This window comes from Flavobacterium channae (genome assembly GCF_021172165.1).
Classification (GTDB): Bacteria; Bacteroidota; Bacteroidia; order Flavobacteriales; family Flavobacteriaceae; genus Flavobacterium; species Flavobacterium channae.
This window is the reverse complement of the sequence record NZ_CP089096.1, coordinates 2,515,619-2,541,546: the sequence shown is the minus strand read 5'-3', so window position 1 is coordinate 2,541,546 and position 25,928 is coordinate 2,515,619. Positions and strand designations below refer to the sequence as shown.

Genomic DNA, 25,928 nt, shown 5'->3' with positions numbered 1-25,928 from the left:
ATTTTGCACTTTATTTTAAACACAACATAACCTAATTTTATGGATACGAATGCTCAAACTACGAAATCGATTTCGTTAGAAAAGTACGGAATCGTTAATGTATCAGAAATCATATACAATCCTTCATACGATTATTTATATAATGAAGAATTAAACCCAGCTTTAGAAGGTTTTGAAAGAGGTCAGTTGTCAGAACTTGGCGCGGTTAACGTAATGACAGGTGAATTCACAGGTCGTTCTCCTAAAGACAAATACATTGTTAAAGATAGCGTTACAGAAAACACAATTTGGTGGAATTCTGATAAAGCAGCTAACGACAACAAACCGATCTCGCAAGACACTTGGAATGCTTTAAAAGAAACTACGGTAAAGCAATTATCAAATAAAAAATTATATGTTGTTGACGCTTTTTGTGGTGCAAACGAAAACACAAGATTGAAAGTTCGTTTTATCATGGAAGTAGCATGGCAAGCACACTTTGTGAAAAACATGTTCATCCGTCCAACGGAAGCGGAATTAGAAAACTTTGGTGAGCCAGATTTCATTGTAATGAATGGTTCAAAAACAAGTTTCAAAGATTACGCAGCTCACGGATTAAATTCGGAAGTATATATCGCGTTCAATTTAACTGAGAAAATCCAATTAATTGGAGGAACTTGGTACGGTGGTGAAATGAAAAAAGGATTGTTCTCAATGATGAACTATTACTTACCATTACAAGGAATTGCTTCTATGCACTGTTCGGCTAATAAAGGAAAAGATGGCGATGTTGCTGTTTTCTTCGGATTATCTGGAACAGGTAAAACTACGTTATCAACAGATCCAAAACGTGAATTAATCGGAGACGACGAGCACGGATGGGATAATGACGGTGTTTTCAACTTCGAAGGTGGATGTTATGCAAAAACTATCGATTTAAGTAAAGAAAACGAACCAGACATTTACGGAGCTATCAAAAAAGATGCGTTATTAGAAAACGTAACGGTTGATGCTAATGGAAAAATTGATTTCAAAGATGGTTCAGTTACACAAAATACACGTGTTTCTTATCCAATTTACCATATTGATAACATTGTATGGCCGGTTTCTAAAGCAGGTCACGCTACTAAAGTTATTTTCTTAACAGCAGATGCATTCGGAGTAATGCCTCCAGTTTCTAAATTAACTCCAGAGCAAACTAAATATTACTTCTTATCTGGATTTACAGCTAAATTAGCTGGAACAGAAAGAGGAGTAACACAACCAGAACCAACATTCTCAGCTTGTTTCGGAAAAGCATTCTTATCATTACACCCAACAAAATACGGTGAAGAATTAGTGAAGAAAATGGAGCAACACAATGCTACAGCTTACATGGTTAACACAGGTTGGAACGGAACAGGTAAACGTATTTCAATTAAAGATACAAGAGCTATTATTGATGCTATTTTAGATGGTTCTATCGAAAAAGCGGAAACTAAAACAGTTCCAGTATTTAATTTTGTAGTTCCTACTGCTTTACCAAATGTAGATACTAATATTTTAGACCCTAGAAATACATATGCGGATGCTTCTGAATGGAATGCAAAAGCAGAAGATTTGGCTTCAAGATTCATCAAAAACTTCGTTCAATATACAGACAACGAAGAAGGAAAATCATTAGTAGCAGCTGGTCCTCAATTGTAATCTAAAGAAATTTATATAGTAAAAAGTCCCGAAATATTCGGGACTTTTTTTATTGGTATTAATCAAACAAAAAGCAAAACCCAAACTCTTTCGAATTTGGGTTCTATATATTTTTGTTTGTTTTTATTTTCCTTTATTGGCTTCAGCTACATATTTCTCTAAAGCTCCTGTCATCGATGGTGTTCCAGGACTTGGCGCCATGATGTCAACACGTAAACCGTGTTCTAAAGCTTCTTTTTTAGTGGTTTCTCCAAAAACAGCAATTCTAGTGTTGTTTTGTTGAAAATCAGGGAAGTTTTTAAATAACGATTTAATTCCTGTTGGACTAAAGAACGCTAAAATGTCATAATAAACATCTTTTAAGTCTGATAAATCACTCATTACTGTTCTGTAGAAAATACCTTGTTTCCATTCTACTTTTAATCCATCTAATGTTTGTGGAACATCGGCGTTTAATTGGTCGGTATTTGGTAATAAGAATTTTTCGTCTTTATATTTTTTAATTAGCGGAGCTAAATCAGCGAAGTCTTTTTGACCCACATAAATTTTTCTCTTTCTATATACTACATAACGTTGTAAGTAAAAAGCAACCGCTTCAGACTGACAGAAATATTTTAAATCTTCTGGCACTTTGTAACGCATTTCCTCAGCTACTCTGAAAAAGTGATCTACAGCGTTTCTACTGGTTAATATGATGGCAGTATAATTATTTAAGTCGATTTTTTGAGCGCGAACTTCTTTAGCAGGAACACCTTCTACATGGATGAAAGGTCGAAAATCAACCTTTACTTTCAGTTTATTTTGAAGCTCAAAATACGGAGAATTTTCTACTTTAGGCTCTGGTTGTGAAACTAATATTGTTTTCACTTTCAAATTTGACATATTTCTCTCTAATTTTTTGTAAACCAATTATAAATAAAATAGTAAGGTGCTATTTCAAGGGTGCAAAGATATAAAATAAAATAAAATATTTTACGTAATAGTAAATTTTGATACAATTTCAATGCAACCAAGTAAGTAGTGATGTTTATGGTGATTAGGGTAATCAATAATGTCCAAAAAAACCAATCTGAATCAAATGAATTGTAGAATAAAATGATATTAACGGGTAATAAAATGAATCCAAAATAAGCTCTGTAGTTGACTTTCAACAAGTTAAATTGTTCGTTAAATTCTTCAATTTTAAATGCTGTTGCAATAATTTTCTCAATTAAGAATTTAGAGAGGATAAAAACACTCAAAAAAGTAAAGATTTGGATATAAACAATCAAATCGTTTTTCTCAGCTCTATGAAATTGATTTAAAACCAATAGCGTAAAAAACGAAAATGAAATTAACTGCAAAACAAACATCGAAATGGTAAAGCCACTCATCAAGTTACTACTATCGCGATAAATTTTAGTGTATTTATCGGAATAAGCCAATCGAACAAACTCATTAAATCGAACAGAAGATATGGTTTTGTTAATGGCAATTATAGCCAAGCAGATAATAAACAAGATGGTTGCCCAATCTTTGTTTTCGATGATTCTGTCGTGTAATTGAATTGCTAACATAATTGGCGCAAAATTACAAAAAATAGTGTCACTTTCATTATTATAAAATTATTAAGAATTGTCAGCTAGAAATACCTTATTTTTGCAGTTGAAATACAAGATTTTTTATGGCCCAGGGTATTGTTGTAATTCCAACTTTTAACGAAATTGAAAATATTGAAGCAATTGTAAAGGCAGTTTTGACTTTGCCTACTCCTTTTCATGTTTTAATCGTAGATGACAATTCGCCTGATGGAACAGCTACAAAAGTGAAAGAAATGCAAGAAGAATTTCCAAATCGATTGCATCTAAAAGTACGTATGAAAAAATCAGGTTTAGGTACGGCTTATGTGGCGGGGTTTAAATGGGCGCTTTCTCATGGATATGATTATATTTTTGAAATGGATGCCGATTTTTCTCACAATCCAAATGATTTAGAAAAGTTGTTAGCTGCTTGTGAAAATGGTGCAGATGTTGCCATTGGTTCCCGATATTCTAATGGAGTTAATGTGGTAAATTGGCCTTTGAGTCGTGTTTTGCTATCTTATTTTGCTTCCGTTTATGTTCGAATGATAACGGGCATGAAAATTGCAGATGCTACTGCAGGATTCAAATGTTACAGAAGACAAGTATTAGAAGCGATCAATTTGGATAAAATAAAATTTGTGGGTTATGCGTTTCAGATTGAAATGAAATATCGCGCTTTCGTAAAGAATTTTAAAATTGTTGAAGTGCCTATCATTTTTACCGATAGAACAAAAGGACAATCAAAAATGAGTGGAGGAATTATACGCGAAGCCGTAGTTGGAGTAATAATGTTGAGGTTAAGAAAAATATTTAATAGATTATAATGAGTACAGTTTTAATTCGAAATGCCAAAATTGTTAATGAAGGAAATGCCAAAATTGTTAATGAAGGAGCTATTTTTGAAGGTGATATTTTAATTGAGAATGAATTCATTAAAGAGATTGCCGAAAAAATAAGCCCAAAATCGTCGGATTGCGTTATTATTGATGCGGAAGGAAGTTATGTAATGCCTGGAGCAATTGACGATCAGGTGCATTTTAGAGAGCCAGGACTTACACACAAAGGAAATATCGAAACAGAAAGTAGAGCAGCTGTTGCAGGCGGAATTACTTCTTTTATTGAGCAGCCAAATACAATTCCAAATGCTGTTACTCAAGAACTTTTAGAAGATAAATATCAAATTGCTTCTCAAAAATCGTATGCGAATTATTCGTTTATGATGGGAGGAACCAACGATAACTTAGACGAAGTTTTAAAAACAAATCCAAGAAATGTTGCAGGAATCAAATTGTTTTTGGGTTCTTCAACAGGAAATATGTTGGTAGATAATCCAGAAGTTTTAGAAAAGATTTTCTCTTCAACAAAAATGTTAATTGCGGTTCATTGTGAGGATGAAGCAACTATAAAAGCTAATACTGAAAAATACAGAGAAGAATTTGGAGATGATATTCCAATGAAATATCATCACTTAATTAGAAGTGCAGAAGCTTGTTATTTGTCTTCTTCTAAAGCGATTGAATTAGCTAAAAAAACAGGAGCTCGTTTGCATGTTTTTCATTTGTCAACAGCAAAAGAAATGGAGTTGTTTACCAATAAAATTCCATTAGAGCAAAAACAAATTACTGCCGAAGTATGCATCCATCATTTATGGTTTACCGATGCTGATTATGAAACGAAAGGCTCATTAATCAAATGGAATCCAGCTGTAAAAACACAAGAAGATAAAGATGCGTTATGGAAAGCATTATTGGATGATAGAATTGATGTTATTGCTACTGATCATGCGCCACATACTTTAGAAGAAAAAACAAATCCATATACAACATGTCCTTCTGGAGGGCCATTAGTGCAACATGCTGTTGTGGCAATGTTTGAAGCGCATTTAAAAGGAAAAATTTCAGTTGAAAAAATTGTAGAGAAGATGTGTCATAATCCTGCAAAAATTTTCAAAATCGAAAAAAGAGGTTTTATCAAAGAAGGTTATTATGCCGATTTGGCAATTGTAAATACACATTTACCTTGGGTTGTAAAAAAAGAAAATTTACTTTATAAATGCGGTTGGTCACCATTAGAAGGAACAAATTTTAAATCTAGAGTTACACATACTTTTGTAAACGGAAAACTAGTTTATAATAATGGTAAAGTAAAAGATTTAAAAGTAGGACAACGATTATTATTTGAAAGAGAAATCTAATGAAAAACATAGTATTTTTATTTTTTAGTTTATTGGTGCTTTCTTGTTCAAAGAATCCAGTGCCTAAGCCAGATAATTTGTTAGACGAAGATGTGATGGTTGATATTATTTATGATATCTCAGTTCTTCAGGCTACAGATGGTTCTATGCCAAATAAGTTGTTTGAGAATAACATTAAAATGGATCAATATATATTTGAAAAATATAAAATTGACAGTTTAACGTATCGTCAGAATCAAAATTACTATGCTGCTGATGCTCGAAAGTATAAAAAGATATATAAAAGAGTAATTGAGAGATTAGAAGAGGAGAAAATAAAATTGGATGGTACTAATAAAGATAGTATTGGTGATTCAAAAAACTCTAATACTCCTTTAGAATAGATTTTAAATAATCTTCTTTTTTTTGAAAATCTATATTAATTTCATTTTTTATTTTTGAAGTGTCAAAATGATATTTTGAGTGCGAAGCTGCCACAGTATTTTTTGTTAGCTTCCTTTTTCTGTTCAAAATTTTCGAAATTAACCAATCAACTCGCCAAGCAATAGATGTCATCGATTTTGTAGCTTCAATACTAGGGTTCTTTACTTTTAACTCTTCAGCAATAAATTCTAGTAATTTCTTAGTTTCGATATTTTCTCCAACTAAAGTAAATCGCTCTCCATTACAATTGCTTTTCATAAGTTGTATCATGCATTTTACTACATCTTCAACTGCAACAATTCCAACATTTCCTTTTGTATAAAATGGATTGCCACTTTTTACAGATTGAATAATTACGCCACTTCCTTTTTTGGGAAAACCAAAACCAAAAATAACACCAGGATTTACAATTACAACTTCTAAGCCTTCTTGATGACCTCTAAAAACTTCCATTTCGGCACCATACTTCGTAATGGCGTAATCACTATGTAATTCTTCTGGGTTCCACTCAGTTTCTTCTGTAATTGTTGTTTCATGTTCTTTTGGATCGCCTAAAGCAGCAATTGAACTTACATGACAAAGTTTTTTTACGCCAAAGTCAATACAACAATTTACAATGTTTGCAGTTCCTTCTATGTTTATTTTTCTAAGTTCATCCTCATCATTTGGATCAAACGAAACTAATGCAGCACAATGATAAACATAATCAACATCTTTAAACGCTAATTCTAGCGAAGGAATATCAGTAATATCGCCTTTTACCCAATTGATTTTATCAAAAAGTGCTACTTGATTGTAAAAAGAAAAGACATTTTTTACGTTATCAATTTGTTTTTCAGAACGAAACAAGGCTTTTACTTCTTCGTTTTCTTGAAGAAGTTTAACCAATAAATGCGAACCTACTAATCCTGTTGCTCCTGTGACTAAAATCATGAGGTAAAAATAGCAAATCTTTTGATTTTAGATTTAAGATTAATGATTTTTGATTGCAGAAATTCAAAACTTTGCCACTTTTAACTTGAACACTTTGCCACTTTAAGACTAAAAACTATCTTTGCTCAAATTATTTTAAGAATCATGAAAAATTTTATTGAAGAAGTGACTTGGAGAGGAATGCTCCACGACGTAATGCCAGGCACAGAAGAACATTTGATGGAGCAGATGCGTGTGGCGTATGTGGGTATTGATCCAACCGCCGATTCATTGCATATAGGACATTTAGTAGGAGTAATGTTGTTGAAACATTTTCAATTAAGTGGTCATAAACCATTGGCTTTAGTAGGCGGAGCAACCGGAATGATTGGTGATCCATCTGGAAAATCTAATGAAAGAAATTTATTAGATGAAGCAACTTTGCGTCACAATCAGGAAGCAATTAAAGCACAATTATCACGCTTTTTAGATTTTACTTCTGCTGAAGCAAATGCGGCTGAATTAGTAAATAACTACGATTGGATGAAAGAGTTTTCATTCTTGGATTTCATTCGTGATGTTGGAAAGCACATTACTGTTAACTACATGATGGCAAAAGATTCTGTAAAGAAACGTTTAACTGGTGAAACTTCAGAAGGAATGTCTTTTACGGAATTTACATACCAATTAGTTCAAGGTTACGATTTTTTACATTTATACCGCGCTAAAAAATGTACATTACAAATGGGTGGAAGCGACCAGTGGGGAAATATTACTACTGGAACTGAATTAGTTCGTAGAATTGAATCAGGAAAAGCATATGCCTTAACTTGTCCGTTGATTACAAAAGCAGATGGAACTAAATTCGGTAAATCAGAAGGTGGTAATATTTGGTTAGATGCGGAAAGAACTTCACCATACAAATTTTACCAATACTGGTTGAATACATCAGATGTAGATGCTGAAAAGTATATTAAGATTTTCACATTCTTAGATAAAGAAACAATTGAAAAATTGATTACAGAACACAATGAAGCACCTCATTTAAGAGTGTTACAAAAACGTTTGGCTGAAGAAATTACGGTTATGGTACATTCTAGAGAAGATTTAGAAAATGCCATTGCAGCTTCAAATGCTTTTTTTAGCCCATCTATGGATGAGTTGAAAAAGTTAGATGAGAAAACGTTTTTAGAAGTGTTTGATGGTGTTTCTCAAGCAGAAATTTCGATGGAAGATTTGAATGCGGGATTGGACATGATTGCAGCATTAGCAGCAAAAACAAATTTCTTAGCTTCTAATAGTGATGCTCGTAGAGAGTTGAAACAAAACTCTATTTCTTTAAATAAAGAAAAAGTAGGCGAGGATAAAATCATTACTAAAGAAGATTTAATCAACAATCAGTTTTTGTTATTACAAAAAGGGAAGAAAAATTATTACGTAATTAAGGTTAAATAACCATCAGGTTACAACCACGAATATCAGAATTATCAAAACGTCCCAACACTTCGAAAGAATGGTTGGGATATTTTTTTCCCAAATCTTGCGTAGCAATAAACGAACACGAATTAATATTCGCTAAATCAATCACATTAATCCCACCTGTTTTCCCATCGGAAACATACGTTAAAGCGTCTTCGGTATCGCGAACAAGAATTTGCATCCATGGTGGGCATTCGAAAATCCCATCGCCTAAAGAATACGCTTGAGAAAGTAATTCTGTCATTCCGTATTCAGAGTGAATTTTTGAAACACCAAATCCATTACATAAAATGGTGTGCAACTCTTCGCGAATCATTTCTTTGCGTTTGCCTTTCATGCCGCCGGTTTCCATGATGATGGTGTTTTTTAATTGGAATTTTTGCTTCTCAATTAAATCCAACAAAGCGTACGTAACACCAATTAAAATCACGTTGTGACCTGAATTATCCAACTCAATGAGTTTCGAAATCAATTCATCATAATTGTTTAAATAAAATCCAGAAGCTGAATGATTACTACTTTGAATTAAATCTTCTACCATGTAGATTAATGATGAACCTTCGCGCTCTAGATAGGATGGAAGTAAGGCTAAAACACAATAATCTTCTATATTTCCATAGAATTCTGAAAAGCCTAAGCGGTAACTCATTTCGTACCAACTTACATCGGTAACCAAATGTTTACTGGTTTGCATTCCTGTTGTACCGCTACTGGTAAACGTTTGTTGAATAGGTTCGTCAGCACTTAAAACATCATGACTTTTAAAAAACTGAATGGGTAAAAAAGGGATTTCGGTTAAGGATTTCACATTTGTTTTGTCTTTCTTTAAGAAGTTGCAAAATTGTTGGTACACCAAATTGTTATCGTACTGATGACGAAATACTTTTAAAGTAATTTTTTCAAATTCTTTTTTAGAGCCAATTTGGAAAATATCTTCTTGTGAAATCATGGTGCAAAAATAGCAAACAAATTGGTCATAAATAAAAAAGCACCAACTTTCGTTGATGCTTTTCATTGTATTTTGAAACTAATTATTGAATAACTAATTTTCTTGTAGCAGTTTTACCTTCTTCAGTAACTTTTACAATGTAAACTCCAGCATTTAAACCAGAAACATTTACAGTGTTGTTCATTACTTTCGAGTTTACAACTTCTTTGCCTAATACATCATAAATTTGAACTGACATATCTGCATTAGCAGTTGAAGTTAAAAATAAAGTGTCTCCTTTTAATGGGTTTGGATACATTGTTAAACCATCGATTGAATTAAATGATGAAGATGAAAGAACATTAGAAGTCGCACTGAATGAAAAATCATCAATAGCTAATAAACTGTCGTTTCCAGCAGCATTATCATCAAGCCATTTAATCCATAAAGTTGAACCATTTGCCCAAGGAGTTGAACTTATATTTACAGTTCCATTTAGATTCGCATTATTCCCTGTTGCATTTCCATCTACAGCCGCTGAAGCAGTTGTTGAAGTAAGGATTTCATTTATGTTAAGATTTGTTGCGTTAATCCATGTGCCATCACTTAAATTAGTAGCATTAGTGCTATAAGAAAAAAGCATAACTTCGTTTGCTGTATCAAGACTACCAGTTCTCCACTGTTCTATTTTTAATGCGATATTAAATTCAGTAATTTGATCACCGGTGTTATTTGTAAAAGACATACCAAATGCAGGAACTGTTGATCCAGATGCTATTGACCCAAAAGCTCTATCTGAATTCCCTGTTGTTCCAACGTTATATACAGTTCCAGAGTTAGCAGTTCCATCAGTAATAGCCATGGTAAGAGTTTGATTTGCAGTTCCAGAGCCCGCCGCTCTAATTGCTGACCAATTTGTTGGGAATGTCGTTCCTGTTGGGGTCATTCCGTCAAAGTTTTCAGTGTAAGGGGTGTTAAGTGCAGTAATTGAAGCTTGTCCAAAAGCAACTCCTGTTAAAGCAACGAATAATAAAGTGTAAAGTTTTTTCATGTTTATATGAATTAAAATTGGGTACAAAGATAAAAACAAATTAAATTTCTTACTAATAAAAAGATGTTAAGTTTAAATTAATTTTGTGTTTTATGAAATATAACTAATTGATAATTAGTTTTCTTGTTGCGGTTGCATCGCCTTCTTTTATTTTGATAATGTAGACTCCAGCAGCCAAATTGCTTACATTTACTTCTTTAGAAGTAATAACCGTCTCTAATACTTTTTTTCCAAGTACATTAAAAATTTCCACTTTTTTATCTAATGAGGATTTTGTAGTGATAAATATTTTGCCAGAGTTAACAGGATTTGGGTAAATGGTTAAGCCTTCAATTGTAGGCTCTTGAGTTTTAGTTGCAATAGAAGATTTGCTTTCTTGCGCTTGTAGGCTAAAAGAAAACAAAAACATAAATAGAAAAATATATAAGTAATTTTTTTTCATGCAAAACTAATATTGAGTGTAAAGATAATTATTTTTAATTACAAATACAATGCCAAACAAAAAATCCCTCATAATGAGGGATTTTGATATTATTTTATTAGCTTCTTAGAAACCTGTAGTCCAACCTGTAGTCCAGCTAGGAGTGTTTCCACTATTACCAGCTCCTGTATTAGAACCAATTGTTAAATATGTAGTGTTTGTACCAGCATATTCAGATTGAGTTGTGATAGATGCTCCAAAATAAATTGGGTTAAAAGTTATAAAACCATTATCAACATTTAAGTTTGCATTAGCATCAGCTGTTGATGAATTGATTTTTAAGCCTTTAGTAAATCCATCAATATAGATATTTTGACAGTTCCATTTACCAGCACCTTCTTTTAAATACATTCCGTGCTCAGAACCAGCTAAACTTCCTTTCAAGATTGTAAAGTTTTTTAAAGTAGCGTTTGTTGTTGGAGTTGCAGCTCCGTTATCTCCATTGTTAGAACCTTCTACACCTGCTTTTGCAACATCTTTAATGAAAACGTTTTCAAGTGTTCCAGAAAATCCGTCAGCAAAATCAATTGCATCGTCCTCACTGTGTAATGCAACTAAATATTTAGCGTTAACAGCTCCACCAAAAAATTCGATTCCGTCATCACCACTTTTGTAAGCTTGTACATATTCGAAAACTGTTCCTGAACCAACAGCGAATAAAGATACACCGTTGAATTCTTTATCACCATTAAAAGCAGCACCAGTATATTCTACTCTTAAATAACGGATAACTCCTGAACTATCATCATTTTCAGTTCCACCATAAGTTAAATCTCCAACTTCAGAAATTGCAGTTTGACCTGTTGAACCTCCTTTGTTTGTGTATGCTCTACCGCAGATTACTAAACCACCCCAGTTTCCTGTTGCAGGAACTGCGTTTCCAGAAGTCATAACAACTGGGTTTGTTGAAGTACCATTAACGTATAATAATCCGTCTTGTGCAATTGCTATATAAGAAGAAGTTCCTCCTGTAGCTTCAATTCTTGTTCCAGCTGGAATTGTTAAAGTAGCTCCACCTCTTACGATAAATGATCCAGTTAAGTTGTAAACTTGAGATGGGTCTAAAGTTGCTGATTGTCCAGCTAATAATTCTCCTTTAAAATCAGCAGGGTTAATAGTTACAGCTCCACTGTTATTGTTTGAATCTTCATCTCTTGAACAAGATGTAAATGTTAATGCAGCTAAAGCTAAAGCTGATAATAATAAATTTTTCATGTTTTTTGTGTTATTTAATTTGTTGTTACAAATGTATTGTTGAAATATTTTTTTGTGTTTACCTTAGTGTTATGAGTTTATTAAAAAATATTAGGCGAATTTTACTAAAATCCGCCTAATATTAATTTATTGTTAAACAAACATTTAGAAAGAATATTTCATAGAAATACTAAAGTTTCTTCCTTTTTTGTAAGAGTCAACTACTACGTTTTGAATGTCTTGTCTTCTTTCAATTGTAGGGTCTGTTAAGTTTTTAGCACTTAATCCAAATCCAATGTTTTTATTGATCTTGTATTTTAAGATAAAATCTAAAGTGATTACTTCGCTATCTACTAAATCTCCTTTACTTGTTACACCTAATGCGTAAATTCTATCAGAAAAATAACCTCCAGCTAAAGTTGCAGTTAACGATCTGTCATTTTTAAATTCTTTGTTAAAACTGATGTCAGAATTAATTAATAAATCTGATGCTCCAGTAAGTCTTGAATCTTTGTTAGTGAAAGCAACACTAAAACCAGGATTCTCTTCTATAACTTTTTGAGTATTTAAATCTTGATCAGTAAATAAGTATGAAACGTTTAATCCAAAACCTAAGTTTGTTTTTTCTCCTGTAGAAATGTTTTCACGAGAAAAAATGTTTTTTCTCCATTCTCCTTCAATACCTAATCCAATTGCTTGATCACCTGAATTTACCCAAGAAATATCATTTGTAGCAGAAGCTACAGTAACTTGATTAATTGGATTTTGAATTAATTTTCCAAAACCTGTAAACGATAATACTTCACCATTTTTAGGGAACATTTCCCATTTTAAGTCAAAGTTATAATCTGTTGAATTATATAAATATGGGTTACCAAAGTAACTTTGTCCTACTTCTTCAAATAAGAAAGGCGCTCTTTCTTTAAATTGTGGTAAAGTATATGTTTTACTAACTGCGAACTTGATATTTTGTTTTTCGTTTACTTCGTACTTTGCAGTTAATGAAGGTAAATATTCCATAGTATCAGATAAATTTTTACCTGTTTTTAATGAAGTATTATAGAAAATATCTTGAATAATATACTCAGAACGGAAACCTGCAATTACAAATAATTTAGGTGTAAATTGATATTCGATTGCACCAAATCCTGCTGAAATAATTTGTTGCCCATTATAATTTTGTGGTACTAATGCATTCGCATTTGTAATATCACCTCTAAAGGTTCTAATAGAAAAGAAATTGGCATCTAAATTAGCTTGATTGAAATAGCCATCTAAATTATTCAAATCAACAGTTGGTTGAGTGTTGTATAAAGCTCTATTTACTGATAAGTTCAATTGCGTAGCATCAAAGTTGATTTCTTTATATCTTCCGCTATAACCTGCAATTATTTTTCCTTTATATGAATTATCGTCATTTTTTCCGAATTTGTACGATAAAGTAAAGTTTCCTGCTACTTCATCATCCGTCATTTCTTGATAATATCTGTGGTTGTCAGATTGGTTAATATCAGATGCTACAAGTCTTGAATTAGGATCATCCCATGTGAAAGGAATGATTGTGTTTTGCATACGATCTGGAATTACATTTGTCATCATATTGTATGAAACTCCCCAATCAAAATTTACTCTTTCTCCAAATTTATGCTCTCCTAATAATTGATTGATAAGTAAAGAAGTTCTGTCAAAAGTAGAACGACGAATAAAACCACCACCATTTTGAGCTGCACCAAAAACATCAATAATTCCTGTAAACTCTTCGTGTTTTTGAGAAGAAGAATTAATGTAAACTGAATTTATTTTGAAATTATGGTTGTTGTTTAACTTGTAGTTAATATTTGCCATTCCGTTAGAACTAGTGCTGTATTCAGATGCTGTTCTAAATAAGTCTTTTACTGCAACTCCTTGAGCATTAACACTTCCTCTTCTTGCACCTTCTTTATAGCTATAATTATTGTCAAAAGAAGCATTAACGAAAAAGCTTAATTTTCCACCTGAACCAACAGAATAAGAATCTCCACCTCTTAAATAGAATGAACTTCCAATAGGTGTTGCTGCTTGCTTATTCCAGCTTGTTGTGAAATTATATCCACTTAAAGGATTGTTAGGTATTGGTTCGTTACTAAATCCGTGAAAATTTGGACCGTCTTGTAAATAGAATTTATTTTGAGAAATAGCATTTGAATTAGCATTCATTCCACTTCCTACTTCAATCATTCCACTTCCTTTATATGTTTTAGAAACGATATCTACATTTGCTCCAGCAAAATCTCCGTAGTTTTTGTAGTTATATGTTTTGTCGATTCCAATATATTCAAGAATATCTGTAGAGAAAATATCTAATGAAATATTTTTTGTAGATGGATTGTTAGATGGTAATGGTAATCCATTCATTGTAGTAGAATTGTATCTATCTCCAAGTCCTCTTACATAAATATCACTTGATCCTTCTTGTTTAGAAATACCAGATGTTTTTGCAACTGCTGCAGCAACGTCTCCAATTCCTTTTTTAGAAATTTCTTCAGCACCAATACTTTGTTTAATTTCAACAGCTTTTTGTTGTTCTTGTAATAAAGCGCTTTCTTTTTCTTTAGAAACTACTTGAATAATTTCAACATCAGCTAATTGAACGCCACTAGCTTCTAAAGTGTAATTGATTACTTTTTTTTCGTTTGCTTTTAAAGTAAATGGAATTTCTTTAGTTTCGTATCCTAAATAACCAATAACTAAAGTGTAGCTTCCTGGTTTAAGTGTGATAGAATATTTTCCATTTTCATCTGTCGATGCTCCTTGTTTTGTTCCTTTAATTACTATATTAGCAAAAGGTAAAGGTTCGTTATTAAATTCCTTGTCTAAGATAACTCCTGTTACTGTACCGTTTTGAGCAAACATTGTTGCTGCAAATAAAAATGACAATAATAAAAAACGTAGTTTCATGTTGTGTTATTAATTTTGGTGCAAAGGAACTGCTGTAGTGTTATAGTAAAGTTACTTGCCTGTTATGAATTAGTTGCGAATGTGTTATGTGAATGTTAATAGATTAAATAATTGTAAACTACTTTGAACATTTTATTTTATCTTTACCTTTACAAACCAAAACACAACATTTTTTATAATGAAGAAAAAAGACATTAAGATCTTATTGGTTGATGATGAGCAAGATATCCTTGAAATTGTAGGGTACAATCTTTCTCAAGAGGGTTATCAAATTGTTACTGCCGAGAATGGAAAAGAGGCAATTGCAAAAGCAAAAAAAGAGCATCCACATTTAATTATTATGGATGTTATGATGCCCGAAATGGATGGAATGGAAGCATGTGAAAACATCAGAAAAATTCCAGAACTTCAAGATACAATTATTACTTTTTTAACGGCTCGTTCTGAAGATTATTCTCAAGTTGCAGGTTTTGATGCAGGTGCAGATGACTACATTGCTAAACCAATAAAACCAAAAGTTCTTATTAGTAAAGTACAAGCTTTGTTAAGAAGATTAAAAGGAGTTGAAGGAGTTTCTTCGAGCACGACGTTAACTTTAGGAACTATCGAAATTAATAGAGAAGAATATAAAATTATTAAAGAAGGTGAAGAGATTGTTTTACCTCGTAAAGAGTTTGAATTATTCTATTTATTAGCTACAAAACCAGGAAAAGTTTTCACAAGAGAAGAAATTTTAGATAAAGTTTGGGGTAATGAAGTTGTTGTTGGCGGAAGAACCATCGACGTTCATATCAGAAAACTAAGAGAAAAAATTGGAGATAGCTTCTTTAAAACTATAAAAGGAGTTGGTTACAAAATCGAATTTTAATGCAATTAAAATTTAAAAAATCTTATAAGTTCGCTATAAAGTCATCGGTATACATTACGTTGTTCTTTCTAGCGACTATTTTTTTATACCATTATTTGGTTCAGCCATTAAATATATTAGCGGTATTAGCTTTTTCGTTAATATTTAATTGTGCTACTTTTTTTCTTATTCAGTTCAGAGTTGAACATTTTATTTACAAAAGAGTAAAGAAAATTTATGATGATGTATCACTTTTAGAAACATCAACTTATGTAAATCAGCCAGTAACTACCGATATGGCTACTTTAACTAAAGAAGTAAAAAAATTCGCCAGAGATAAGAAATTAGAAATTGAAACATTAAAAATCCGAGAAGAATATCGTAGAGAATTTCTTGGAAACGTTTCGCACGAATTAAAAACGCCTCTTTTTACCGTTCAAGGTTATTTACTTACGCTTTTAGATGGCGCGATGGACGATAAAAATATTCGAAAAAAATATTTAGAACGTGCAGAAAAAGGAGTGGAGCGCCTTATTTATATTGTTAAGGATTTAGATATGATTACCAAATTAGAAGTTGGTGAAATCAATTTAGATGTTTCAAAATTCAATATTGTAGAAGTTATCCAAAATGTATTCGATTTGTTTGAAATGAAAGCGGCTAATAAGAATATTACGCTAACGTTTGACATGAAATATTCCAAACCAATTTGGGTAATGGCCGATCAAGAAAAAATACAACAAGTTGTTACAAATTTAATTGTAAACTCAATTAAATACGGAAAAAAAGGAGGTACAACTGAAGTTGGAATTGAAGATTTGGTTAACAACAAAGTGATTGTACGTGTTACCGATAACGGAGAAGGTATTGAAAAACAAAACATTCCTCGTCTTTTTGAACGATTTTTTAGAGTCGATAAAAGTGGCGCTAGAAGCGAAGGTGGCTCGGGCTTAGGTTTAGCAATCGTGAAACATATTATTGAAGGTCACGAAGAAAAAATCTATGTTGAAAGTCAAATTGGCGTTGGTTCAGAATTTTCATTCACTTTGGAAAAGACCAAATAATTCGTTCCAATTTGTATCAACCGAATAATCATTGAATCCTTTATAAAAGTGGATTTTTTCTAGTTTAGAAGCCTTAAACTTTTCTTGTTTACAACTAGGTGCAATAATTTCAGATTTAAATTTCTTTGCTAAATATTCTTGTTCGTATTGTCCTGGAGTTGGAATAAAAAAGGCTTTTTTCTCCAATTTAGCTAAATCCATTACAGTTGTGTAACCCGAACGACAAACTACTACTTCACTTTCGTTGAAAGCAGTGTTTAACTGTTCTGAATTCATAAAGTTGTAATAGGTAATTGAGTTTGTTTTTTCAATTTCTTGTTGCGATTCAACAACTCCTTTTACAAATAAAATTTCTTTGGTACTTTTTTCTAGTTCTTTTCTAAGTTTTTTTTCTAATAAAGTTCGTTGAGGTTCTGGTCCAGACAACAAAACCATTATATCATATTTAATAGGTAAAGATTTTTTTTCAATTCTACTTAACGGACCAATATATTTGATTTTATCTAATACTTTTTCAGGATGACCAAGTACGCCTGATAAGTTTTGTACTCCTGAAACATCAGGAACCCAACAAGATTGAAATTTTGAAATATATTTTAAATGTAGTTTTGTGGTTAACCAAGAAGTTTTTCCAGAAAGCACATTCAATTGATGTGTTATAAAAACCGAAGGAACTTTTGATGAATAAACGCCCAATCTATTATCGCTAATAATTCCGGCTATTTTATAATTTTCGACTATTCTTTTAATTCTTGATTTTTCTCTTTTAATTGCTAAAACCATTTTTGGCAATTGTAAAATCATTTTCCATTTAAAGTTTTCTCCTTTTTCAGCATATTGAATATTGTATGAAGGCAATTCAATGCTGATTAGTTTTGGAAATTCTTTTTTTAATAAAGCAAGAGCAGCACCGTCAGAAGCAATAATTGGTTCATAACCATTTTCTTCAAGCGCTTTGATGATTGGAATACATCTTGTGGCATGGCCTAATCCCCAATTTAATGGAGCTATGAGAATTTTATTTTTCATTACTTTTTTAGTGCTGTAATAAATTGCTCTGCAAGCTTGTTTTCATCATCAAAATTGTACTCATTATCATCATCAGTGCTCAAGCTTCTATCGTGTTTGTATAATTTCCATTTCTTTTTATTGTATTCAAGAGCGGTTAAATTTTCAATCCAATCGCCAGAATTTAAATAGAAAACTTCTCCTTTTTCATTTTCCATAAACTCAATTTTTGGTTCATGAATATGACCGCAAATTACATAATCATACTTATTTTCGATAGCTAACTCAACGCAAACATTTTCAAAGTTAGTGATAAATTTAACAGCAGATTTTACATTGTTTTTTATTTTTTTTGAAAACGAGTAAGGTTCTTTGTTCAATCTTGCTAATACCCAATTAATGAAACGATTAATAAGGATTAAAATATCGTATCCCCAACCTCCTAATTTTGCTAACCATTTTGCTTGTGTAATTGAAGAATCAAATACATCACCATGAAAAATCCATGCTTTTTTATGATCAAATTCTAACACAAGTTTGTCAATTAAACTAATGTTACCCATGTGTAAATCGGTAAATTTTCGTAAAAACTCATCATGATTTCCAGTAAGATAATACACTTTAGTTCCCTTAGTACTCATCGATATAATTTTCTTAATGACTTCTAAGTGTTTTGATGGGAAATATGACTTTCTGAATTGCCAAATATCAATGATATCGCCGTTTAAGACAAGAATTTTTGGTTTTACAGAAGATAAATAAGCTAATAATTCCTTAGCATGACAACCATATGTTCCAAGATGAACATCTGAAATTACAACAATTTCTACTTTTCTTTTTTTCAAAATAAAAACTTTATGCAAAAAAAGAGAATACATCTAATGTTAAGGTTATTGAAACATTATTAAAAGTTTATTTATGTTGCTAATTATTTCCTTAATTTTGCCCAAAATTATTTAGAAGTGGGAAGTAAGAATAAATTAAAGAGATTTAAAGAAAACGAAACGTTTGTTAATGTTTTTCAACCAACAAGAGAAGAAGTTGTTTCAGACAGTCTTCCGTTAAAAGGAAAATGGAGAACAGACTTTTTTAAGAACGATAATCCAATTGTACTTGAATTAGGTTGTGGTAAAGGAGAATATTCTGTTGGTTTAGCAGAGCGATTTCCAGAGAAAAACTTTATCGGAATAGATATTAAAGGAGCTAGATTTTGGCGTGGAGCGAAAACAGCCGTGGAAAACGGTTTGAATAATGTTGCGTTTTTAAGAACACAAATCGAATTAATTGAGCATTGTTTTGAAGCTAATGAGGTAGATGAAATTTGGATTACTTTCCCAGATCCACAAATTAAATATAAACGTACAAAACACAGAATGACCAATTCTGACTTTTTGAATCGTTATAAAAAAATATTAAAGCCTAATGGATTGATGCATTTAAAAACGGATAGCGAATTTATGCACGGTTATACTTTAGGTTTGTTACATGGTGAAGGACATGAAGTAATTTATGCAAACCATAATATTTATAAAAATGAAGGAGCGCCTGCAGAAGTTACCGGAATTCAAACATTTTATGAAAGTCAATATTTAGAAGTAAATAAACCAATTACTTATATTCAATTCAGAATTAAGTAACATAGCTTACATTTCAAGTTAATATAGTTTCTTATTTTTGAAAAAAATCAAATTATGATATATGTTTTAGCAATCTTTTTAGGGTTAGTAATTTCAATAGGCGGTATAATCATACCAGGAATGTTGAATATGACGATTGCTAAAATAAGTATTAAAGAAAATCAAAAAGAAGCTTTAAACTTTGCACTAGGAGCGGTTGTTATTGTTTTTCTCCAAAGTTTTTTTGGAACTTATTTTGCTAAATTTTTAGATGCAAATCCTGTTGTTAGTGAAGGATTAAAAAAAATAGGCACATTTATTTTTATTGGACTAACCATTGTTTTTATAATAATGGGAATCAATGCTAAAAAGAAAAAAGAAATCGAAGTTAAAATCGATAAAAAAAGAAATCGCTTTTTTTATGGTATGGCAATGTCTTCGTTTAATATGTTTGCGATTCCTTGGTATGCTATTACAAGTTTGATGATGTCTTCAAAAGATTTGTTCCATTATGATATAATTTCTATTCTTTTGTTTTCAATTTTTGCTGCAATCGGAACTTATTTCGTATTCTTTTTGTATGCTAAATTCTTTAAAAAGATAGAACATAAATTAACGTTTATTGTCCAAAACATAAACTTTTTAATTGCAGCACTTACTGGTATTGTTGCAATTTCTTCACTTTATAAAATTTTAGTAGCCTAATTTGAAAAAAGACGTTTCAAATAATGATAACTTTTTTGAACGAGTTTACGAAATCGTTCGTCAAATTCCAGAAGGAAAAGTAACGTCTTATGGTGCTATTGCAAAAGCTTTAGGAATGGCACGTTCTGCCAGAATGGTAGGATGGGCTATGAATGCTTCTCATAATAGGGAAGATGTGCCTGCTCACAGAGTAGTAAACAGATTAGGAATGCTTTCTGGAAAACATCATTTTGAAGGCACTAATTTAATGCAACAACTTTTAGAAAACGAAGGAATAAAAGTTGTTGATAATCAAATAATTGACTTTAAACTTCACTTTTGGGATCCTAAAAATTAGGATACATTTTAAAAAAAATATCTTTTTTTCTCAATGTTTATTTTTCGAAAACGTTTGAGTTACTGTTTTTTTAATCTACACCATTAATTCTGTAACAAATGTGACATTTATCATGTGTTACGTTTTTTTTTCAGCGGAAATTTGTCCTATAAAATAAAACGTAGTACAAATGAAAACTCTAAAAATAAATCTAAAAAATTGGCTTCTACTTATCTTAATGATAATTCCAGTGTTTAATGTTTTAGCTCAAGAATCAAAATTGGTCTTGGCTGAAAGTAAATTAACAGTATTTGGCACTTCTAATCTTCACGATTGGGAAATTGAAGCGAAAGCGATGAGTGGAAAAGCAAATTTAACTATTGAAGCAGGAGATTTAAAAGCTATTAAAAGTTTGGATTTTGCTCTTGAAGTTGAACAACTAAAAAGCGGTAAAAGCGGAATGGATTCAAACACCTTTAAAGCTCTTAACAGTAAAACTTACAAAACAATAAATTATAAACTAGTAAGTGTAACTAAAATTACTGAAGTTTCAAACGGTAATTACACAGTTGAAACACAAGGTGATTTAACCATTTCAGGAGTTACAAAAAGAATCGCTCAAACTTTTACAGTAAAAATGGTTGGTAAAAAAGCAGTCATCACTGGTAAAACAAAAATTGATATGACAGTGTTTGGAGTAAAACCACCAACAGCTTTAATGGGAACCATAAAAACTGGAAAAGACGTAACAGTAGATTTCAAAGTTACATACAACTAATAAAAATTCGGACTTATAACTAAATTCAGATATTAAATTTTAAAAATCATGAGAACATTTATTAAATTTACGGTAGTAATTGCTGCTTTAGGCTTAACAACAGCCATGGAAGCACAAAATAGAGATTTAGATAATTATAGACAACCAGATAAAAGAGGCATCAATGTTTTTGAATCACCAAAAGATACAGCTTCAACTTTTAATGGAGTTAAAGTAAGAATCGGTGGAGCTTCAACATTACAATACCAAGCTATTGATCACGAGAACGCAACTGGAGCGGCAGCTTTGATTCCAATTACAAATAACTTTAACTTAGCAACAGCTAATTTAGATTTAGATGTAGCAATTGCAAAAGGTGTAAGAATGCATTTAAGAACTTATTTGTCTTCTCGTCACCACAATGAAACTTATGTTAAAGGAGGATATTTCCAAATTGATAACTTGGATTTTATAAAAGAAGGTTTTGCTTCTGATTTAATGAAAAACGTTACAATTAAAGTTGGTCACATGGAAATAAACTATGGTGATGCACACTTTAGAAGATCTGATAACGCACAAGCAATCTTCAATCCATTTGTTGGAAACTATATTATGGATTCATTTACAACAGAAGTTGGTGGTGAAGTTTACTATAGAAAAGGTGGATTCTTAGCAATGTTAGGTGCAACAAATACTAAATTAAATCAAGATGTAAAAGATAATGTTGCTGGTGGGAATGCTAGTCCATCAATAGTTGCTAAATTAGGATTTGACAAACAAATTAATCCTGATTTAAGAGTAAGAATTACAGGGTCTTTATATAACACAGCTTGGGCAACTAGAACTTATTTATACGCTGGAGATAGAGCAGGAGCAAGATATTACTTTGTAATGGCAGAGCCACTAACAAATGGAGCTGCAACAACAGGAGCAAATAATTTTACAACAGGTCGTTATAACCCTGGTTTTGATAACAAATTAACAGCAATTATGTTCAATCCATTTGTTAAATTTAAAGGATTAGAATTCTTTGGAATGGTTGAATTAACTAATGGTAAAAAATTAGCTGAAACAGATAGAAGAAAAGCAACTCAATTAGGAGCTGAATTACTTTACAGATTTGGTAAAACTGAAAACTTCTACTTCGGTGGTCGTTACAACTCAGTATCTGCAGAAGATGCAACAGGAGTTGATGTAGATATTACAAGATTCAATATTGGTGGTGGTTGGTTCATGACTAAAAACATCTTAGCAAAAGTTGAATATGTAACTCAAAAATACGATGGTTTTACAACAACAAGTCCTTTTAATGGTGGTAAATTCAACGGATTTGTTGCAGAAGCTGTAATTAGTTTCTAATAATTAAAAATTCAAAAAAAGAGAAAAGCAATTTGCTTTTCTCTTTTAACAAAAATCATGAGAACAATAAGTTTTATATTAGCTATTATACTGTTTGGTTTTGGTTTTACAACAAATAAAACTAAGGTAAAAATCACGAATAAAAGTGAGGTAATTATCAAAGGAAAATCAAACGTAAACTCATTTTCTTGTAAGTACAATTCAGACTTAATAGAAGATGTGTTTTATATAGCGGTATCAAAACAAAACACCAAAACAACTTTAATAGGTGCAGAGATTTTAATAAAAAGTAATGGTTTTGATTGTGCGCATAGAATGATTACAAAAGATTTTAAAACCATTCTAAAAGCAGAAGATTATCCGCACATTAAAATAGCTGTTAATGAAATTGTTGCAAGTAACAACGCACTTACTGCAAAAGTTAAAGTTGAAATAGCGGGCATTGCAAAAGATTATATAATTCCTATTGTTTTCGATCAAAAAAGTAATAATGTTAAAGGGGAATTGAAATTGAATATTAAAGATTTTAAACTAAAATCGCCTAAAAAATTATTAGGCATGGTAGTAGTAGATGATAATGTTGATATCCAATTCAATTTGTTTTTACAATATTAATAATTCAATTTTCAAGTTAGTTTAGAAAGCAACCTCAAAAGGGTTGCTTTTTTGGTTTTGCAGTATAAAATTTTCTTATAGTTTCATTAGTAAAGTTTTAACTCTTGCCTTTTGCTGATTTGTTTTTTCAAAGTATCTTTGCAATCTAAAATCAGTCTGAATAAAAATGAATAAAATTGGTTTTCAGATGGATTGCGAATAAATTCAAGAAAATGAAACTAGATAGAAAAGAAATTTTAACTGCATTAGAATCAATATCTGTTGCAGGTGAAGGAAAAAATATGGTAGAAAGTGGTGCCATTCAAAATGTAATCACTTTTGGAGATGAAGTAGTGGTTGATGTTATTTTAGCTACTCCAGCTTTACATATTAAAAAACGTGCTGAAGTAGATATTATCAAAGTAATTCACGAAAAAGTATACGAAAAAGCAAAAGTAAAAGTCAACATTAAAGTTGAAGCTCCAGAAAAACCTGAAAATCCTAATCTTATAAGAGGAAAGCAAATTCCAGGAATTTCAAATATTATTGCGGTTGCATCTGGTAAAGGTGGTGTTGGAAAATCTACAATTACTGCAAACTTAGCTGTTTCATTAGCTAAAATGGGTTTCAAAGTTGGAGTTTTAGATGCCGATATTTACGGACCATCTATGCCGATAATGTTTGATGTAGAAAATTCAAAACCTATTTCAGTTGAGGTTGATGGAAAATCAAAAATGCAACCAATTTCAAGTTATGGTGTTGAAATTTTATCAATCGGATTTTTTACAAAACCAGATCAAGCTGTAATTTGGAGAGGTCCAATGGCAGCAAAAGCATTAAATCAAATGATTTTTGATGCTAATTGGGGAGAATTGGATTTTATGTTAATCGATTTACCACCAGGAACAGGTGATATTCACTTGTCTATTATGCAGTCGTTGCCAATTACTGGTGCGGTTGTAGTAAGTACTCCGCAAGCAGTTGCTTTAGCCGATGCGAAAAAGGGAGTTTCGATGTTTATGTCGGAATCTATTAATGTTCCTGTTTTAGGAATTATTGAAAACATGGCATATTTCACACCAGAAGAATTACCTGAAAATAAATATTATATCTTTGGTAAAGAAGGAGCTAAAAACTTAGCAGAAGATTTACAAGTACCGCTTTTAGGTGAAGTGCCTTTAGTGCAAAGTATTCGTGAGGCTGGAGATTATGGTCGTCCAGCAGCATTACAAACAGCTTCAGTTTTAGAAGGTGTTTTTGAAAGCATCACACGAAGTGTAGTACAAGAAACGGTAAATCGTAATGAAACTTTACCTCCTACAGAAGCAATTAAAATAACTACTATGGCAGGATGTTCTGCTGTAAAAAAATAATTATCAATTAGTCTATATGTCAATTAGCCAATTTAAAAATTGAAACATATTGACACATCGACACATTGAAAAATTGACACATTAAAAATATGACTACAACAGAAATAAAAGATAATGTTGAAAAAGCGTTAGAAGAAATCCGCCCTTTTTTAAATTCCGATGGAGGAAACATTTCATTAGTAGAAATTATTGATGACAAGCATGTGAAAGTTCGATTAGAAGGAGCTTGTACCAACTGTAGTTTGAGTATCAGTACTATGAAAGCTGGTGTTGAAACGACTATTAAAAAATATGCTCCTCAAATAGAAACAGTAGAAAATATAGCTTAAAATGTATTGTATGATATAAATCATATAATTGCTTTTTACAAGTTTGTTATTTTGCTATTCAGAAACTTATTATAATGATAGAAACAGATATTCTTATTATCGGCGCTGGTCCTACGGGACTTTTTGCTGTTTTCGAAGCCGGCTTATTGCAATTAAAATGTCATATTATTGACGCTTTGCCTCAACCGGGCGGTCAATTGGCAGAACTATATCCAAAAAAACCTATTTTCGATATTCCAGGTTATCCATCAGTTTTAGCTGGAGATTTGGTAACGAACCTAATGGAGCAAATCAAACAGTTTCAACCAGGGTTTACTCTAGGGGAAACTGCAGAAACAATTCAAAAGTTAGAAGATGGAACCTTTATTGTAACTACTAATGAAGGAACGCAACATCACGCAAAAGCTGTAGCTATTGCAGGTGGTTTAGGAACTTTTGAACCGAGAAAACCTATTCTAAAAGATATTGAATTCTACGAAAAAGAAGATCGCGGAGTGGATTACTTTGTTAAAGATCCTGAAAAATATCGCGGTAAAAATATTGTAATTGCTGGTGGAGGTGACTCTGCTTTAGATTGGAGTATTTTCTTGTCAAATGTTGCTAATTCAGTAACATTGGTACACAGAAGAAATGAATTCCGTGGTGCTTTAGACTCAGTTGAAAAAGTACAAGAATTAAAAAATGCTGGTAAAATTAAATTAGTAACTCCTGCTGAGGTTGTAGGATTTAATGGTAATGAGAGAATAATTGCAGTTGACATTGAAGTTAATGGTGCTAGAATGAAAGTAGAATGTGATTATTTTATTCCACTTTTTGGATTAACTCCAAAACTAGGACCTATTGCTAATTGGGGATTGGAAATCGAGAAAAATGCCATCAAAGTAAATAATGCATTAGATTATCAAACGAATATTGATGGTATTTACGCTATTGGTGATGTAAACATTTATCCAGGAAAATTAAAATTGATTTTATGTGGTTTCCACGAAGCTACTTTAATGTGTCAAAGTGTGTATAACAGAATCCATCCAGGAAAGCGTTATGTTTTAAAATACACAACAGTTTCTGGAATTGATGGTTTTGATGGAACAAGAAAAGAAGCTGAAAAAGCGGTTGTAAAATCGATAGATTAAT

The 25,928-nt window shown here is 31.6% G+C and carries 26 protein-coding genes; 16 read left to right on the top strand and 10 right to left on the bottom strand.

Annotated features, from left to right (window positions below; genetic code table 11):
* The first annotated feature begins 39 nt into the window (after positions 1-39).
* Positions 40-1,665: a phosphoenolpyruvate carboxykinase (ATP) gene (pckA, locus tag LOS89_RS11825; RefSeq protein ID WP_231835447.1), complete on the top strand. Its 1,626-nt coding sequence runs from the start codon at positions 40-42 to the stop codon at positions 1,663-1,665.
* Positions 1,666-1,788: 123 nt separating this feature from the next.
* Here pckA and LOS89_RS11820 read toward each other — a convergent pair whose 3' ends face one another.
* Both LOS89_RS11820 and LOS89_RS11815 read right to left on the bottom strand, forming a co-directional pair.
* Positions 1,789-2,538, bottom strand: coding sequence for a uroporphyrinogen-III synthase (locus tag LOS89_RS11820; protein WP_026724456.1), 750 nt, complete (start codon positions 2,536-2,538; stop codon positions 1,789-1,791).
* A 17-nt stretch (positions 2,539-2,555) separates the two neighbouring features.
* The gene (locus tag LOS89_RS11815; RefSeq protein ID WP_231835446.1) at positions 2,556-3,221 is read right to left on the bottom strand and encodes a DUF4271 domain-containing protein; all 666 of its coding nucleotides are present in this window, start codon (positions 3,219-3,221) and stop codon (positions 2,556-2,558) included.
* A 107-nt stretch (positions 3,222-3,328) separates the two neighbouring features.
* Here LOS89_RS11815 and LOS89_RS11810 point away from each other — a divergent pair, with 107 nt between their 5' ends.
* The 3 genes from LOS89_RS11810 to LOS89_RS11800 are packed head-to-tail and all read left to right on the top strand — an operon-like array spanning position 3,329 to position 5,804.
* Positions 3,329-4,051 carry a polyprenol monophosphomannose synthase gene (locus LOS89_RS11810; RefSeq protein ID WP_231835445.1) on the top strand — a complete coding sequence of 241 codons (723 nt, stop codon included), beginning with the start codon at positions 3,329-3,331 and terminating at the stop codon, positions 4,049-4,051.
* Positions 4,051-5,421: a dihydroorotase gene (locus tag LOS89_RS11805; RefSeq protein ID WP_231835444.1), complete on the top strand. Its 1,371-nt coding sequence runs from the start codon at positions 4,051-4,053 to the stop codon at positions 5,419-5,421. The genes LOS89_RS11810 and LOS89_RS11805 overlap by 1 nt, the downstream gene beginning before the upstream one ends.
* Positions 5,421-5,804, top strand: a complete 384-nt coding sequence (locus LOS89_RS11800) for a DUF4296 domain-containing protein (protein WP_231835443.1) — start codon at positions 5,421-5,423, stop codon at positions 5,802-5,804. The genes LOS89_RS11805 and LOS89_RS11800 overlap by 1 nt, the downstream gene beginning before the upstream one ends.
* Here LOS89_RS11800 and LOS89_RS11795 read toward each other — a convergent pair.
* Positions 5,785-6,777 (bottom strand): NAD-dependent epimerase/dehydratase family protein, encoded by a 993-nt coding sequence (locus LOS89_RS11795; RefSeq protein ID WP_231835442.1) that lies wholly within the window; start codon positions 6,775-6,777, stop codon positions 5,785-5,787. The two genes, LOS89_RS11800 and LOS89_RS11795, sit on opposite strands and share 20 nt — an antisense overlap.
* 144 nt (positions 6,778-6,921) lie before the next feature.
* Between LOS89_RS11795 and tyrS the strand changes: the two genes are divergently transcribed.
* The gene (gene tyrS, locus LOS89_RS11790; protein ID WP_231835441.1) at positions 6,922-8,211 is read left to right on the top strand and encodes a tyrosine--tRNA ligase; all 1,290 of its coding nucleotides are present in this window, start codon (positions 6,922-6,924) and stop codon (positions 8,209-8,211) included.
* Here tyrS and LOS89_RS11785 read toward each other — a convergent pair.
* From LOS89_RS11785 to LOS89_RS11765, 5 genes are all read right to left on the bottom strand, one after another.
* On the bottom strand, positions 8,204-9,184 hold the full coding sequence (locus LOS89_RS11785) for a LuxE/PaaK family acyltransferase (RefSeq protein ID WP_231837075.1): 981 nt from the start codon (positions 9,182-9,184) through the stop codon (positions 8,204-8,206). The two genes, tyrS and LOS89_RS11785, sit on opposite strands and share 8 nt — an antisense overlap.
* Before the next feature lie 82 nt (positions 9,185-9,266).
* Entirely contained in the window at positions 9,267-10,214 is a 948-nt protein-coding gene (locus tag LOS89_RS11780; protein ID WP_231835440.1) for a T9SS type A sorting domain-containing protein, read from the bottom strand.
* 103 nt (positions 10,215-10,317) lie between these two features.
* Positions 10,318-10,656: a T9SS type A sorting domain-containing protein gene (locus LOS89_RS11775; RefSeq protein WP_231835439.1), complete on the bottom strand. Its 339-nt coding sequence runs from the start codon at positions 10,654-10,656 to the stop codon at positions 10,318-10,320.
* Between the two features lie 105 nt (positions 10,657-10,761).
* Positions 10,762-11,910 carry a beta-helix domain-containing protein gene (locus tag LOS89_RS11770; protein WP_231835438.1) on the bottom strand — a complete coding sequence of 383 codons (1,149 nt, stop codon included), beginning with the start codon at positions 11,908-11,910 and terminating at the stop codon, positions 10,762-10,764.
* A gap of 144 nt (positions 11,911-12,054) precedes the next feature.
* Positions 12,055-14,826 carry a TonB-dependent receptor gene (locus tag LOS89_RS11765; RefSeq protein ID WP_231835437.1) on the bottom strand — a complete coding sequence of 924 codons (2,772 nt, stop codon included), beginning with the start codon at positions 14,824-14,826 and terminating at the stop codon, positions 12,055-12,057.
* Positions 14,827-15,004: 178 nt separating this feature from the next.
* Between LOS89_RS11765 and LOS89_RS11760 the strand changes: the two genes are divergently transcribed.
* Together LOS89_RS11760 and LOS89_RS11755 are read left to right on the top strand one after the other, a co-directional pair.
* Positions 15,005-15,694, top strand: a complete 690-nt coding sequence (locus LOS89_RS11760) for a response regulator transcription factor (protein ID WP_231835436.1) — start codon at positions 15,005-15,007, stop codon at positions 15,692-15,694.
* Positions 15,694-16,737 carry a sensor histidine kinase gene (locus tag LOS89_RS11755; protein ID WP_231835435.1) on the top strand — a complete coding sequence of 348 codons (1,044 nt, stop codon included), beginning with the start codon at positions 15,694-15,696 and terminating at the stop codon, positions 16,735-16,737. Before LOS89_RS11760 ends, LOS89_RS11755 begins: the two co-directional genes overlap by 1 nt.
* Here LOS89_RS11755 and LOS89_RS11750 read toward each other — a convergent pair.
* Positions 16,711-17,766 (bottom strand): glycosyltransferase, encoded by a 1,056-nt coding sequence (locus tag LOS89_RS11750; protein ID WP_231835434.1) that lies wholly within the window; start codon positions 17,764-17,766, stop codon positions 16,711-16,713. The two genes, LOS89_RS11755 and LOS89_RS11750, sit on opposite strands and share 27 nt — an antisense overlap.
* Positions 17,766-18,590 (bottom strand): UDP-2,3-diacylglucosamine diphosphatase, encoded by an 825-nt coding sequence (locus LOS89_RS11745; protein WP_231835433.1) that lies wholly within the window; start codon positions 18,588-18,590, stop codon positions 17,766-17,768. Before LOS89_RS11745 ends, LOS89_RS11750 begins: the two co-directional genes overlap by 1 nt.
* Positions 18,591-18,707: 117 nt before the next feature.
* Between LOS89_RS11745 and trmB the strand changes: the two genes are divergently transcribed.
* From trmB to LOS89_RS11700, 9 genes are all read left to right on the top strand, one after another.
* Positions 18,708-19,382, top strand: a complete 675-nt coding sequence (trmB, locus tag LOS89_RS11740) for a tRNA (guanosine(46)-N7)-methyltransferase TrmB (RefSeq protein WP_231835432.1) — start codon at positions 18,708-18,710, stop codon at positions 19,380-19,382.
* 54 nt (positions 19,383-19,436) lie between these two features.
* On the top strand, positions 19,437-20,066 hold the full coding sequence (locus tag LOS89_RS11735; RefSeq protein WP_231835431.1) for a lysine transporter LysE: 630 nt from the start codon (positions 19,437-19,439) through the stop codon (positions 20,064-20,066).
* Position 20,067: 1 nt separating this feature from the next.
* The gene (locus LOS89_RS11730; protein WP_231835430.1) at positions 20,068-20,403 is read left to right on the top strand and encodes an MGMT family protein; all 336 of its coding nucleotides are present in this window, start codon (positions 20,068-20,070) and stop codon (positions 20,401-20,403) included.
* A gap of 169 nt (positions 20,404-20,572) precedes the next feature.
* Positions 20,573-21,160, top strand: a complete 588-nt coding sequence (locus tag LOS89_RS11725; RefSeq protein WP_231835429.1) for a YceI family protein — start codon at positions 20,573-20,575, stop codon at positions 21,158-21,160.
* A gap of 48 nt (positions 21,161-21,208) precedes the next feature.
* A complete protein-coding gene (locus tag LOS89_RS11720) occupies positions 21,209-22,498 on the top strand; it encodes a hypothetical protein (protein WP_231835428.1) in 1,290 nt (429 codons plus the stop codon).
* Positions 22,499-22,555: 57 nt separating this feature from the next.
* Positions 22,556-23,113 carry a YceI family protein gene (locus LOS89_RS11715; RefSeq protein WP_231835427.1) on the top strand — a complete coding sequence of 186 codons (558 nt, stop codon included), beginning with the start codon at positions 22,556-22,558 and terminating at the stop codon, positions 23,111-23,113.
* Positions 23,114-23,325: 212 nt separating this feature from the next.
* On the top strand, positions 23,326-24,465 hold the full coding sequence (locus LOS89_RS11710; RefSeq protein ID WP_231835426.1) for an Mrp/NBP35 family ATP-binding protein: 1,140 nt from the start codon (positions 23,326-23,328) through the stop codon (positions 24,463-24,465).
* Between the two features lie 89 nt (positions 24,466-24,554).
* A complete protein-coding gene (locus LOS89_RS11705) occupies positions 24,555-24,794 on the top strand; it encodes a NifU family protein (protein WP_231835425.1) in 240 nt (79 codons plus the stop codon).
* A gap of 74 nt (positions 24,795-24,868) precedes the next feature.
* Positions 24,869-25,927, top strand: a complete 1,059-nt coding sequence (locus tag LOS89_RS11700) for an NAD(P)/FAD-dependent oxidoreductase (protein WP_231835424.1) — start codon at positions 24,869-24,871, stop codon at positions 25,925-25,927.
* Position 25,928 lies beyond the last annotated feature (1 nt).